This is a genomic window from Type-C symbiont of Plautia stali (assembly GCF_059730935.1).
The window spans coordinates 229,839-243,981 of record NZ_AP035924.1; the positions used below are offsets into that span (position 1 = coordinate 229,839).

The following is a 14,143-nucleotide window of genomic DNA, read 5'->3' on the forward strand; positions in this document are numbered from 1 at the left end:
GTTCCTCATTACGGTGATAAACAGGGTTGGTGATGAGGTAGACGAATCAGCGATGAAAATATTGCTGAACAAATGAAAAAAGTGCGCGCCAGGCCGCTGGCTTGACTTCTTCCCTGCCTGCCAGTAGGTTGACCGATCTCTGTTGTTCTACCGGATTGCGTTATGACTGCCCGTTCCTCTAAAGCCCGCGAAATCATGGCCTGCACCCGCCAGTTGCTCACTGCCGGCGGCTATAAAAGCTTTAGCTATGCCGATATTGCCGCCCAGGTGGATATCCGCAAGGCCAGCATCCACCACCATTTTCCCGGCAAAGCCGATTTGGTGAAAGCGGTGGTAGAGGAATATCGTGCTGAAGCGCAGGCGGGCATGCAGGCGATGGATGAACAGATCAACGATCCGCTGAACGAAGTAAAAGCCTACGTCGATTACTGGGCGCACTGCATTAAAGAGGGAACTTCGCCTTTCTGCATCTGCGCGATGCTGGCGGCGGAAATGCCCACGCTGCCGCCGGATGTTGCCACGGAAGTCAGCGGCCACTTCAGCGATCTCTCCGGCTGGTTAGCGCGCCAGCTGAGTAAAGGCGCCGCCAGCGGCGTTTTCCAGCTCAGCGACAGCGCTGAAAACGAAGCCAAAACGCTGATGGCCAGCGTGCACGGCGCGATGCTGGCGGCGCGGGCATTTAATAACGCCGGGATGTTTGAGCAGATTACTCATCCGCTGCTGCATAAGCTGATCAAAACCGCCTGACGGCGCACAATCAGTGCGCGCCGGCCTGGGCGGGTGTGGTTTGATTTCGGAACGAAGCTTCCATCCTGTCCACCAGCGTTAGCGCTTCCCGTAAATGCAGCAGGATAATTTCCCGGTCCTCCTGCATTTCCGCCAGCTCTTCCAGCATTTCGCACTGCTCCGTCAGCTGACGGATGCCGGTGACGCGCAGCGATCCGGTGATGCGATGAAACAGGCTGGCGGCAGTGGCGAGATCGCCGCTTTGCACCACGTCAATCGCCTGCGTCAGATCGGTGCGTGCTTCATTAATCACGATGTCGAGAAAATCCGCGATAGCGCCGGGGCTGTTGGGCATATATTTCTCGATTTCGGCGATGTCGACCCAGTCAGAAAAATCATCACCGACCGACAGCGCGCTGGCGCTGTGAATCTGGCTCAGAATCGTGGTTAACTGCGCCAGCTTAACCGGCCGGAACACGCATTCGTTCATCCCCGCTTCGAGACAGCGCTGACGTTCGGACTGCTGCGCGTTGGCGGTGATACCAATGATGTAGGTGCTCTTATCTTCCCGGCGGATGTTGCGCGTCATGTCCAGACCGTTCATCACCGGCATATTGCAATCGGTAATGATCACATCCGGCTTCTGCTGCCGCCACTGCGCCAGGCCTTCTTCACCGTTGTTCGCTTCGCGGAAACTATGACCTAACAGCGTCAGCTGACGCGAAATCAGCAGGCGGTTGGCCGGATGATCGTCAATGATCAGCACATTCAGCGCGACCAGCGGCGCAGCGGGCAACGGTTCCGCGACCGGAGACGGCAGCGGGGTAGCGATATCACGCACGCTGACCGGCACGGCGACGTTCAGCACGGTGCCGACGCCGGGTTCGCTCTCCAGTTCGATGCTGCCGCCCATCAGGCGGGTGATCTCCTGGCAGATAAACAGGCCCAGCCCGGTGCCGGCGTTATCCGACAGGCCCGCCTGTTCGAACGGGCGGAACAGCGCATTTTGCGCCGCTTTATCGATGCCGCGTCCGGTATCGGCTACCTGAATCCGCAGCTCGGTATGACTTTCCAGCGGCGTCAGACCCACCGTCACCTTCACTTCACCCTGATCGGTGAACTTAACGGCGTTACCCACCAGGTTAGACAGCACCTGGCGTACGCGGCTGGCATCGCAAAACAGATCGTCATCGCCGACCGGCAGCATCAGGTTCAGGTTGATGCCTTTTTGTCGCGCCAGTCCGTCAAAGGCACAGATCACCGGGCGCACCAGCGCATGCAGGCTAACCCACTGCGGCTGCAGCGTCATGCGGCCGGACTCAATTTTCGCCATATCCAGAATATCACCGACGATATCCATCAGGCTGACCGCCGCTTCGTGCGCTACGCGAATCAGTTCGGTATCGGCGCGGCCTTCCTGCGTCTGCAGTTCCAGCAGGCCAATCACCGCGCTGAGCGGCGTGCGAATTTCATGGCTCATGGTGGCGAGGAAGTCGCTTTTGCTCTGGCTGGCCAGCTCAGTGGCTTCGCGCGCCAGCGAAAGATCTTCCAGCAATTGCAGGTAGTCGGTGACATCCTGCCAGCCGCAAATCAGCCCGCCGCTGCCGACTTCATCGCCGGTGTACGACGTCATCCAGTGACGGATATGGCGCTTTTGCCGCCCGTCATCAATAACAAATTCTGCTTCTTCCGGAATGTCGCCGGGCTGGATGTTTTTGTCGATCTGCTGCCACACGTGATAGAGCGGATGGCGACAGTCATATAGCGAATAGCCCAGATGGGTTTGCTCTTCCGGGGTGAAAAACTGGGTAAACGCCGGATTGGTGTGCACGATCATCCCATCCAGCGAGGCCACATAAAACGGCCGCGGCGGACCATTGATCAGGCGATCGCGCAGCTGAATTTCCTGGCGCAGCAGCGCTTTGGTGCGGCGCGTGCGTTTGACCTGCCGCATCAGCAACACTGCCCAGACAAAGGTGACGGCGATGATGGTGGCTGCGCCCAGCGCGCCGACATAAAACTCTTTGCGGTACAGCTTCCAGGTGTCGAAATGCGCGGCGGGCGTGGCCTGCCAGTGGGTTAATACATCGGTCATCATGCCGGCCGGAATCGCGGCCAGCGCTTTGTTCATGATGTCCTGCAGTTCCGGCTCGCTGCGGCTGATGCCAAAGGCGATAGCCGCTTCCTGCGCCGGTTTCAGCTCGGTTAAACGCAGTTTGCCGGGATACAGACCTTCGGAGAGATAGCGTGCGCCCACCAGCGTATTAATGGTGGCGTCGGTTTGCCCATCCGCCACCCACTGCATCGCCAGACTGGGATTGCCAACATAATCAACTGGCACATCGGGATATTTTTTCAGAAACCAGTGGGAGGCATCCTGCTCGCGTACCAGCGCGGCGCGTTTTGGCGGCGCATCCTGCGCGGCCGTGTTGGTCACCAGCACTTCCGGCGTGAACATAAACGGTGTGGTCATCAAAAAGTCACGGCTGCGCTGCTGGCTCCAGATCAGCGGTGCAGCAATCGTGACATCGCCGCGTTTCATCCGCGCGGTAAGATCGCGACTGTCGCTAATTTCAACAAAGTTGAAGCTCAGTCCGGTGCGCATTTCAATCAGGTTGAGCAACTCCGGCACGATGCCGGTGATTTCGCCCTGCGCGTTTTTAATAAAGAATGGTGCGACCAGGTCCGTGACCGCCATGTTGATTTGGTTGTGCGTCTGCAGCCAGGCCTGCTCGGTGGGCGTCAGCGACAGCGGTGTAGTAACAAAGCGCGTGATGTTGGCAATATCCCAGCGCGCAGCGATGATCTCGCCGGCCGCGTGGCGCTGCAGCGCGTCAAAGGCAATACGCATCGCCCGCGCCAGCACGTGCTCTTTGCTGTTAACCACAAAGCGATACGGCGAGCTGAGATCGGGCAGAATGTGATCGATGGTCAGCGTATTCAGGTAGTTGCGTTCAATCAGGTAATAGGCTTCCACCGCCGGCACATCGGCATAGGGCAGCGTACCCATTGCGACCTGCGGCAATTGGCTGTAAGGGGAAGTTATCGCCGGGCCGGGTAAAAACTCCTGACCGGCCAGCGGGTTACTGCTGCTGCGTACCACCCGAACCGGGCTGGCTTTCAGCGCGGTTACGCTAATGGTGTCGTTAACATGCGCCGGCACCGCTTCACCGGCCGGCACAAATATCATATCCAGCTCTTCGCGCGCCAGCGCGGCAAAGGCTTCGGGCGCGGTGTCGTAATGTTTGACGCGAAAACTGATACCCAGGCTGTGTAGCGCAGCGTAAGCCGCATCGGGAATGTAGCCAAACACTCTTCCCTCAGGATTGGTGCGCAACATCGGTGGCCGATCCGGCCCATAGATGCCAATCATGCTGTCGCGCTTTTGCCCCAGCCAGTGCCAGTCGGCGTCATTGAGCATCGGCGCGGGCATCGCCGGCAAATCGTTGGGCTGATAGTTAAGCTGCTGCACCGCCGCGCGCAGTGGGGCGACCAGCAGCAGCGCGCAGCACAGCGCGCACAGGGAAAAAAGTCGCATCAGTTAATCTGGTTCCGGCGGGTGAAATCGAGTAAATCCTTTTGATTTTTCAGCGATAACTTTTCCATCAGTCTGGCTTTATAGGTGCTGACCGTTTTATTGCTGAGCTTCATGCGGTTGGCAATTTTGACAATCTCGGTGCCTTCACCGAGGTAACGCAGCACTTCGTATTCGCGATGCGACAGCAGCAGTAATTTGTCGCTGTCCTGCACCAGCTGATCGCCCTCTGCCTGGTGACTCAGGCGCAGCGGGAAAAAACTATAGCCGGAAAGCACCGCGTCAACGGCTTGTGCCAGGTCGTTCAGATTGTTCTTTTTACTGATAAAACCATTGGCACCGGCTTTTTTACTCTTATAGGCGTAAAATTCCGCGTTTTTCCCGCTCATGACAATCACCGGAATTAATGAGCCCGCGGTGCGAAGATTCCTGACCGCTTCAATACCATCAATGCCGGGCAGATCTATATCAATAATTGCCGCATCGGCGCCATTCTCTTTGATCAGGCTAAATATATTGTCGCCATCAACAGCCTCTGCTGAAACACGATGCCCGGCATTTTCCAGCACCAGTCTTATCGCCACGCGCACAATGGGATGATCATCAACAATAACAAAGTTAGCCATACGCACTGCCTTTCTCTTAATTAAACTGAGTACGCTCGTTCAAAAGCACACTTATATAATGTCATCTTAATCAACTCAAGATCATTCTGTACATGGGCATTTATTTTTAAATGTAGTCCATAGCTTACAGCTGATTACTGGCTGTCTTATTTACAACGATAAAATCTCGCCTGCGACTTTTCTGCTTAGCATAAAGATTATTCACTAAGGATAAACGGCGCGAATTTATTAAACTTAAGTGCTGAAGATTAAAGGTTCGTAAGTTTTTAAAAAGTTAACATGGCAACAGAGGGTGGCAAGGTTAGCGCTTTAATAACAGCGACTTACCGTAACCATTTAAATGTTTGATGTTATGGGTAAGTTATGAGATCTGCATCAGATGAATTATTTGATAAATAAATTAGCCGTTGTTGTTGTATTTAGGTAAAAAGCCGGACGTGCAGTAATTCGGGTAAATGAATAAACGCTGAATTAACCACGCTGCATTGCAGGTTGCAAAGGGAGATGTGGCGTTTATTCTCTGCGCACTCAGGTTGCGCTGATGCATTGTTTTTGAATTATTTAAATTTCAAGGTGAGTAAACCTGTAGTCCTCAGCCTACAGCGTAACCTGATGGTTTTTATTTGTCTGGCGATAGGTTTTGAGACAGGTCTTAAAGAGGTTAAGACCTGTCTCAACGTTAGAATTCAGCCCAATCCCGTAGCTTTAATTATTTTGCGGCATCAGGTGAAGGAGAAAATTCTTATCGCATCGCCGCCGTTTAAAACGTTACGTCGTATCCGTCAGGGTTCGACATAATCAGAATCAGGAAAAAGCATGAACAAAAACTATCGTGTTATCTGGAATTACGCCCAGCAATGTTATGTCGTGGCCTCGGAACTGGCGCGCGGCAAAGTGAAGTCTTCCTGCTCTGGTGCAGCGACAAATAAATCATCACTGATTATTGGCGCGCTGGGCTCGGCGCTGCTGCTGGCTGGTTCACCGGCGGCGCTGGCAGATAATGGCGCGACTGCAACCGGACCGGAACAAACCCTGAATCTCAGCAACCAGACGCTACAGGCGACGGGCAAAGATCATCACGGGCTGCTGGTTGAGAGCGGCGCTAAGGCCAGCGCCACGGATGTCATCGTGCTCAATGATGGCAATAACGGCTACGGTGTATTCTCCACCCTTGCGTCTTCTGCGATTGAGATGACGCGCGGCAGCGTGCAAACCACGGGCGATGGCGGCTACGGCGTGGTCTCCAGCCTGACCGGCGCATTAAAAATTGATGGCACCCGTGTAGAAACCACGGGAAAAACAGCCTACGGCGCCTACGCTTCTTCGGCCGGTATCATTAACAGCACTGACACCGACTATGTCACTCACGGCGACAGTGCCTACGGTGTTTATTCGCGCGCTGCGGGTTCGCTGATCGATATCATAGGCGGCAGCGTCACCACCAGTGGCACTAAAGCTTATGGTCTGGTGGCGGGTTCCGGCGGCAGACTTAATGCCAGCGATGTGACCGTTATTACCCAGGGTAACGATTCATCGGGTGTTTTTAGCAACCTGGCCCGCACGGAAGTCACTCTGCAAGGCGGCAGCGTCACCACCAGCGGCACTAAAGCCTACGGTCTGGCGGCGGGTTCCGGCGGCAAACTCAGCGCCAGCGGCGTGCAGGTGAACACCAGCGGTGACCAGTCGAATGGCGTAACTGCCAGCAATGCCGGTACGAAAGTGAATCTGGATAACAGCAAGGTTACTACCGCCGGAGCCAGTGCATTTGGTCTGTATGCCAGTGGTGCTTCAACGTTGGATGCCAGTAATGTGCAGGTCACTACCAGTGGTGATAAGGCCTATGGCGTAGTGTCCGAAAGTGCCGGCACTGCACTGACTTTCACGGGTGGAGAAGTGACGACTGGCGGACAAGGTGCATATGGCTTATATGCCAGAACTAATTCAACTCTTAACGTCGGCAACGTGATAGTCAACACCGCTGGCAAAAATGCGCACGGCGGCTACGTTACTGGCGAAGGCTCTGTACTGAATGTGGACAACAGTTCGTTTATTGTCAGTGGCGCAGAAGCTAATGGCCTGCAGGCGGACGGAAAATCGACGCTTAATGCCACAAACACCGCGATTGAGATTACGGGCGACGGCTCAGGCACTTACGCATCGGGAACAGGCACGGTGCTGAACCTGTCCGACAGTCACATTCACATGGGGCAGAATGCCGGAAACGCAGCACTGGGGACGTATAACAGCACGACCAACCTCAAAAATGTTGAAATCATCACTGACGCCAGTAATGCTGCTTTGGCAGTGGGTTATGGCGCTACATTAAACAGCGATAATGTTAACGTGCAGGCGCGCAGCGGGGGTTTTGGCATTCAGGTCCAGGATGGCAGTACTTTCAGCGGTAATAATATTACAATTCAAAAAAGTGGCACGGACTCTGAAGGGTTTAATGCTGCAATAAATATGACGAATTTATATTATCCTGATGCACGGAATACTCTTTCCCTGAGCGATTCAGATATCAATGTACCCGGCGAAAATGCCACCGGCATTCTTTCCAGACGACAGGCCACGCTGGCGGACATTAAGCTTGCGAATACCACCATCACCGCCACTGACGGCACCGCCGTCAACGTGCTGACCGGCACCGATATGCATATCGACGCCGACAACTCGCTGCTGAGCGGTAGTACGCTGATGAAAACCGGCTATGACACAGCAGAAGGTTCGACCGCTGGCTCGGTGGTGCTGAACGGCAGCAACCGCTCGCTGTTCATCGGTGACGTGGACATTGACCGCAGCCAGACCACCGCCAGCCAGATCAACCTGAGCGGCAGCTCGGTGTGGACTGGCGCCTCCAGCGGCCTGCAGACGCTGACGCTCAGCGACAACAGCCAGTGGAATATCATGGACAACAGCAGCGTCGATGCGCTGACCGCGAACAACAGCGTGATCAACGTGGCGCACAACACCGCGAACTTCACGGTGCTGACTGTTAACGGCAACTACACGGCGGACAACGCCACGCTGGTGATGAATGCGGCGCTGGGCGGCGACACCTCGGCCACCGACCGGCTGCACGTGCTGGGTGACGTCAACGGCAACACCGACGTGGTGGTGAACAACGCCGGCGGCAGCGGCGCGCAGACCATTCAGGGCCTGCAACTGATTCAGGTGGACGGCGCGACCAACGGCGAATTCCGTCAGAAAGGGCGTATTGTCGCCGGTGCCTATGACTACAACCTGGTAAAAGGCGCCGATCAGCACGGCTGGTATCTGGTGAGCGACAAAAACGGCAGCGAGACCGATCCGGTTAACACCGATCCGGTGACCGCACCGGGCGAAGGCACCGGCGGTGACATCATCGCGCCGCCGGTGGAGCAGCACAATATGATCGTGCGCCCGGAAGCGGCGAGCTACAGCGCCAACCTCGCGGCGGCCAACACGCTGTTCGCCACCAGCATGGACGACCGCCCTGGCGTCACGCAGTACACGGACGCGAACGGCCGGCAGCAGCACACCCGCCTGTGGCTGCGCAACAGCGGCGGTCACAACCATCAGAAAGACAGCAGCGGCCAGCTGAAAACCGACACCAACCGCTACGCTATCCAGCTGGGCGGCGACGTGGCGACCGGCACGCTGCACGGCACGGACAGCCTGCGCCTCGGCGCGATGGCCGGCTACGGCAACGCGCAGAGTAAATCGCGGTCGGCGGTGAGCGGCTATCAGTCGCGCGGTCAGGTGCACGGCTACAACCTGGGCATTTACGGCACCTGGCAGCAGAACGCGGCGGCGCGCAGCGGCGCGTTTATCGACAGCACGCTGAGCTACAGCTGGTTCGACAACAGCATCAAGGGCGAGGACATCGGCGAGGAGTCCTACAAGTCGAAGGGCATCCTGGCGTCGCTGGCCGGCGGCTATAGCGCCGAAGTGGCGACGCTCTCCGAGTCGACCGGCTTCTGGCTGCGTCCGCAGGCGATGCTGAACTGGCAGGGCGTGAAGGGCGATGACCTGACGGAAGGCAACGGCACCCGCGTGCGCGGCACCGGTGAAAATAACCTGCAGAGCCACGTCGGCGTGCGCGCCTCACTGCGCTCCGGGCTGGAGCAGGGGCGCAGCGTGGAGCCGTACGTCGAGGCCAGCTGGGTGCACAACACCCGCGCGCTGGGCACCTCAATGAACGGCGTTACCATCCATCAGGCCGGCACGCGCAACGCCGGTGAGCTGAAGCTGGGCGTCGATGCCACGCTGAATGCCAACGTCAACCTGTGGGGCGGCGTAGCGCAGCAGCTGAGTAGCCACAGCTACAGCGACACCAGCGCCATCGCCGGCGTGAAGGTCAGCTTCTGATGCTCAACGGCTCCCGCAACGGGGGCCGTTTTTTTATGCCCGCCTGCGTTCTCCGCTTTTGTTTACTGCTCACCTGACGTGTTAACACAGAATTAATTGATCTGGAACATAGCGCGGCGACTTACTTTTTGTAGTCCTGCGACTACAGCCGTATGCCGGTGCTCTCATATTCACCCTTCCGCGATTTTGCGAATATTTTCCCATCAGCCGCTCTGGCAGAGATTAATTAAGGCCGGTAAGACAGCGCGTCACCGTAAATAGCGTGATGGCTGTTTCTTCCGCGCCTGCCCGTTAATAACCGCTTATTCCGCTTATTGCCGGAAGGGATTGCTTTAACCTGAATCAGGAAAAGAATATGAACAAGAGCTATCGCGTTATCTGGAATTATGCCCTGCAATGTTATGTCGTCACCTCGGAACTGGCGCGCGGCAAAGTCAAATCATCCTGCTCCGGTAAAGCGGCGAATAAATCAGCACTGATCGGCGGCGCGCTGGGCTCGGCGCTGCTGCTGGCCGGTTCACCGGCGGCGCTGGCGGCCAACGGTGCCACCATCAGCGATCCGGCGCAGCCGGTTGAACTGAATAATCAGACGCTGCAGGCGACCGGTGACAAAGCCTATGGACTGCTGGTGCAGAATGGCGGCAAGGCAAGCGCCACGGATGTGACGGTGCTGAATGCCGGCAATAACGGCTACGGTGTCTTCTCCACCCTGGCGTCTTCAGCGACTGAAATGACGCGTGGCAGCGTGCAAACCACGGGCACCGGTGGCTACGGCGTGGTCGCCAGCCGGACTGGCACCTTAAAACTCAATGGCACCCGCGTGGAAACCACCGGACAGGCCGCCTACGGCGCCTATGCCTCTTCGGCCGGGATCATTAACAGCCTGAACGCAGACTATGTTACGCACGGCGACAGTGCCCACGGTGCTTATTCCCGTGCCACCGGTTCGCTAATCGATTTAACCGGCGGCAGCGTCACCACTGGCGGTGCGAAAGCCTACGGTCTGTTCGCAGGCTCCGGCGGCCAACTTAATACCAGCGATGTGCAGGTGAGCACCAGCGGCGATCAGTCTTATGCTGTGATGGCCACAGACAAAAACAGTGAACTGACGATGACGGGCGGCAAAGTGACCACGACCGGCACCAAAGCCTACGGTCTGGCCGCGGGTACCGGCAGCAAACTCAATGCCAGCGGCGTGCAGGTCACCACCAGCGGTAACCAGTCGAATGGCGTGACTGCAAACAATGTCGGTACGGAAGTGAACCTGGATAACAGTACGTTCGAAACCGCCGGAGCAAGTGCTTTTGGTCTGTATGCCGGCAGCGCTTCAGCCTTAAATGCCAGAAACGTAAAGGTCAGCACCAGCGGTAACCAGTCGAATGGAGTGACTGCAAACAATGCCGGTACGCAAGTGAACCTGGATAACAGTACGTTCGAAACCACCGGAGCAAGTGCTTTTGGTCTGTATGCCGGCAGCGCTTCAACCTTAAATGCCAGAAACGTAAAGGTCACCACCAGCGGTGATAAGGCACACGGCGCAGTCACGGAAAGTGCAGGCACAGTATTAACCATAAGTGGCGGGGAAGTGGCAACGACCGGACAGGGTGCGCATGGCTTATATGCCAGAACCGGCTCGACCCTGAACGTCAGCGATGAGCAGGTCGGCACTTCTGGCCGGAATGCACACGGCGGCTACGCCAGCGGCGAGGGCACTGTGCTGAACGTGGACAACAGTTCATTTGCAGTGAGCGGCGCAGGCGCTAATGGCCTGAATGCAGACGCAAAATCGACACTGAATGCCTCAAATGCTGACATAAAAGTCACCGGCAGTGGCTCAGGCGTGGCCGCCAGTGGTTCCGGAACGGTCCTCAATCTCTCTGACAGTCGAATCAACATCGGCCAGAATAGCGGATACGCTGCTTTAAGCAATTACAGTGCAACCATCAACCTGAAAAACGTTAATATTATCACTGATGCGAACAATGCAGCCCTGGCTTCAGGATATTCAGGCAATATCAAAGCTGAGAATGTTTCCATACTGGCGCGCAGCGGCGGTTACGGTATTGAAGTTCAGGACGGAGGCACATTTAAGGGTAATAACGTTACCATTGAAAAAAGCGGCACAGATTCTCAAGGCTTTAACGCAGCCATCAACGTGCTGAATTTATATTATCCGGATCCACGGAATACTCTTTCCCTGAGCGATTCCGATATTGATGTATCCGGCGAAAACGCCACCGGTATTCTATCGCAGTATCAAACCACGCTGGCGGATATAAAACTTTCGAATACCCGCGTCACCGCCACCGGCGGCACCGCCGTTAACGTGCTGACCGGCACCAGTATGAATATCGACGCGGATAATTCAGTGCTGAGCGGCAGCACGCTGCTGAAAACCGGCTATAACACAGCAGAAGGTTCGACCGCCGGCTCGGTGGTGCTGAACGGCAGCAACCACTCGCTGTTCGAGGGTAACGTGGATATTGACCGCAGCCAGACCGCTGACAGCCAGATCAACCTGAGCGGCAGCTCGGTGTGGACCGGCGCGTCATCCGGCCTGAATACGCTGACGCTGAACGACAACAGCCAGTGGAACATCACCGGCGACAGCAGCGTCGATACGCTCAACGCCAGCAACAGCACGCTGAACTTCACCCACGACGGCGCCGGCTTCAGCACCCTGACGGTCAACGGTAACTACAGCGGCGACAACAGCACGCTGGTGATGAACGCGGCGCTGGGCGACGACAACTCGGCGACGGATAAACTTCACATCCTCGGCGACAGCAGCGGCAGCACCGACGTGGTGGTCAACAACGCCGGCGGCAGCGGCGCGCAGACTATCCAGGGCCTGAACATCATTCAGGTGGACGGCGCTAACAACGGCGAGTTCCGTCAGAAAGGGCGTATTGTCGCCGGTGCCTATGACTACAACCTGGTGAAGGGCGCGGATCAGCACGGCTGGTATCTGGTGAGCGATAAAAACGGCAGCGAGCCCGATCCGGTGGTGACGCCGGGCGAAGGCGAGGGCGGCCAGATCGTCGAGCCGCCGGTAAATCAGCACAACATGATCGTGCGTCCGGAAGCGGCGAGCTACAGCGCCAACCTCGCGGCGGCCAACACGCTGTTTACCACCGGCATGGACGACCGTCCGGCGGAAACCTTCTACACCGACGCGAACGGCCAGCAGCAGAGCACGCGCCTGTGGCTGCACAACAGCGCCGGCCACAGCCGGGTGAAAGACAGCAGCGGCCAGCTGAAGTCCGACACCAGCCGCTACGCCATCCAGCTGGGCGGCGACGTGGCGAGCGGCACGCTGACCGGCAGCGACAGCCTGCGCTTCGGCGCGATGGCCGGCTACGGCAACGCGCAGAGCAAATCGCGCTCGTCGGTAAGCGGCTACCAGTCGCGCGGCCAGGTGAACGGCTACAGCCTGGGCGTGTACGGCAGCTGGCTGCAGAACGCGGCAGAGCAGAGCGGTGCATTTGTTGACAGCTCGCTGAGCTACGGCTGGTTTAACAACAGCGTCAAGGGCGACGACATCGGCCAGCAGTCGTATAAATCCAAAGGCATCAGCGCGTCGCTGGCCGGCGGCTACCGCGCACAGGTGGCGACGCTGAGCGACAGCACCAGCCTGTGGCTGCGTCCGCAGGCGCAGCTGAACTGGCAGGGCGTGAAGGCGGACGACGTAAAAGAGCAGAACGGCAGCCGCGTGCAGGCCACCGGCGAGGACAACCTGCAGAGCCGACTCGGTGTGCGCGCCTCGCTGCGCACGCTGCTCGACCCGCAGTCGCAGAGCGCCATCGAGCCGTACGCCGAGGCCAACTGGCTGCACAACAGCAAGGCGTTCGGCACCGCGCTGAACGGCGTGAACATCCAGCAGGCGGGCACGCGTAACGCCGCCGAGGTGAAGCTGGGCGTGGACGCGCGGCTGAACGCGAACGTCAACCTGTGGGGCAGCGTGGCGCAGCAGCTGGGCAACCACAGTTACAGCGACACCAGCGCGGTGGCGGGCGTGAAAGTAAGCTTCTGATAATGAACGGCTCCCTAACGGGGGCCCTTTCTTTTTTACCTGAGTTGAACTATCCCCAATATGGGGATATGATGTCCCTTAGATGGGGACAGGGAAAGGGCCATGCAAGCGACGTTTATTGAGCTTTCCAGCTTTCAGAAATACCGGGCAGATTACCTGAGCGACGATCAATTCAGGCTGTTTCAGAATATGTTGCTGGCCGACCCTGAAAAGGGCGACGTCATTCCCGATACGGGCGGGCTTCGTAAAGTTCGTTTCAGGGATGAACGCCGGAACAAGGGAGCGCGAGGCGGAATTAGAGTTATCTATTACTGGACGAATGAAAAAGGCCAGTTCATCCTGTTCAGCATATATGATAAAGATCAACGCGACGATCTGACCAAACAACAGCGCGATGCCCTGGCGGAGGCGCTGAACGTGATCAAAAAGGGGCTGAGACATGACTGAACGCGACATTTTCAGTGAACTGATGGCGGGTATGCAGGAGCTGAAAGACCACCAGGACGGAAAAATCACGCTTAAGACCTATAAGGTTAGTAAGCGCGCGCCTGTCACCATTGCGCCGCAGGAGCTGCGCGACGTGCGCGAAAAGCTTAACCTGTCACAGGCCGTTTTTGCGCACTATCTTCACACGGGCGAAACTACCTATCAGAACTGGGAACAGGGCAGGGCAAAACCTAACGCTCAGGCCGTACTGCTGATTCGCATGGTGCAGCAAAATCCTGAAACCCTGCAGACTCTCGCGCAATTCTGATGCGCCTGAAACCGCGCTCACCTGCGCGGTGGCGGGCGTGAAAGTCAGCTTCTGATAAGTGACATATAATAGAACCGGTGGGGCGTGTCGCCTCACCGGTTTTTTTGTATCTGCAATGC

General features: G+C 57.1%; 8 protein-coding genes. 6 read left to right on the forward strand and 2 right to left on the reverse strand.

The genetic code is table 11. From position 1 onward, the window contains the following. Positions 1 to 162 precede the first annotated feature (162 nt). A complete protein-coding gene (locus AC6I7J_RS20265; RefSeq protein WP_021509474.1) occupies positions 163 to 747 on the forward strand; it encodes a TetR/AcrR family transcriptional regulator in 585 nt (194 codons plus the stop codon). Between the two features lie 10 nt (positions 748 to 757). Here AC6I7J_RS20265 and AC6I7J_RS20270 read toward each other — a convergent pair whose 3' ends face one another. Further along, positions 758 to 4,264: a response regulator gene (locus AC6I7J_RS20270; protein WP_498007435.1), complete on the reverse strand. Its 3,507-nt coding sequence runs from the start codon at positions 4,262 to 4,264 to the stop codon at positions 758 to 760. Continuing rightward, positions 4,264 to 4,887, reverse strand: a complete 624-nt coding sequence (locus AC6I7J_RS20275; RefSeq protein ID WP_264251984.1) for a response regulator — start codon at positions 4,885 to 4,887, stop codon at positions 4,264 to 4,266. The genes AC6I7J_RS20270 and AC6I7J_RS20275 overlap by 1 nt, the downstream gene beginning before the upstream one ends. Before the next feature lie 504 nt (positions 4,888 to 5,391). Here AC6I7J_RS20275 and AC6I7J_RS20280 point away from each other — a divergent pair. From AC6I7J_RS20280 to AC6I7J_RS20300, 5 genes are all read left to right on the forward strand, one after another. Continuing rightward, positions 5,392 to 5,685: a hypothetical protein gene (locus AC6I7J_RS20280; protein ID WP_498007436.1), complete on the forward strand. Its 294-nt coding sequence runs from the start codon at positions 5,392 to 5,394 to the stop codon at positions 5,683 to 5,685. An 18-nt stretch (positions 5,686 to 5,703) separates the two neighbouring features. Next, positions 5,704 to 9,237 (forward strand): autotransporter outer membrane beta-barrel domain-containing protein, encoded by a 3,534-nt coding sequence (locus AC6I7J_RS20285; RefSeq protein WP_498007437.1) that lies wholly within the window; start codon positions 5,704 to 5,706, stop codon positions 9,235 to 9,237. 355 nt (positions 9,238 to 9,592) lie between these two features. Beyond that, a complete protein-coding gene (locus tag AC6I7J_RS20290; protein ID WP_498007438.1) occupies positions 9,593 to 13,270 on the forward strand; it encodes an autotransporter outer membrane beta-barrel domain-containing protein in 3,678 nt (1,225 codons plus the stop codon). A 102-nt stretch (positions 13,271 to 13,372) separates the two neighbouring features. Continuing rightward, on the forward strand, positions 13,373 to 13,717 hold the full coding sequence (locus AC6I7J_RS20295) for a toxin (RefSeq protein ID WP_278426887.1): 345 nt from the start codon (positions 13,373 to 13,375) through the stop codon (positions 13,715 to 13,717). Next, positions 13,710 to 14,024: a helix-turn-helix domain-containing protein gene (locus tag AC6I7J_RS20300; RefSeq protein ID WP_058758775.1), complete on the forward strand. Its 315-nt coding sequence runs from the start codon at positions 13,710 to 13,712 to the stop codon at positions 14,022 to 14,024. The genes AC6I7J_RS20295 and AC6I7J_RS20300 overlap by 8 nt, the downstream gene beginning before the upstream one ends. Positions 14,025 to 14,143 lie beyond the last annotated feature (119 nt).

Coding starts and splice junctions, on each gene's coding strand:
- AC6I7J_RS20265 (WP_021509474.1), top strand. CDS start 163: ATGACTGCCCGTTCCTCTAAAGCCCGCGAAATCATGGCCTGCACCCGC.
- AC6I7J_RS20270 (WP_498007435.1), bottom strand. CDS start 4,264: ATGCGACTTTTTTCCCTGTGCGCGCTGTGCTGCGCGCTGCTGCTGGTC.
- AC6I7J_RS20275 (WP_264251984.1), bottom strand. CDS start 4,887: ATGGCTAACTTTGTTATTGTTGATGATCATCCCATTGTGCGCGTGGCG.
- AC6I7J_RS20280 (WP_498007436.1), top strand. CDS start 5,392: ATGTGGCGTTTATTCTCTGCGCACTCAGGTTGCGCTGATGCATTGTTT.
- AC6I7J_RS20285 (WP_498007437.1), top strand. CDS start 5,704: ATGAACAAAAACTATCGTGTTATCTGGAATTACGCCCAGCAATGTTAT.
- AC6I7J_RS20290 (WP_498007438.1), top strand. CDS start 9,593: ATGAACAAGAGCTATCGCGTTATCTGGAATTATGCCCTGCAATGTTAT.
- AC6I7J_RS20295 (WP_278426887.1), top strand. CDS start 13,373: ATGCAAGCGACGTTTATTGAGCTTTCCAGCTTTCAGAAATACCGGGCA.
- AC6I7J_RS20300 (WP_058758775.1), top strand. CDS start 13,710: ATGACTGAACGCGACATTTTCAGTGAACTGATGGCGGGTATGCAGGAG.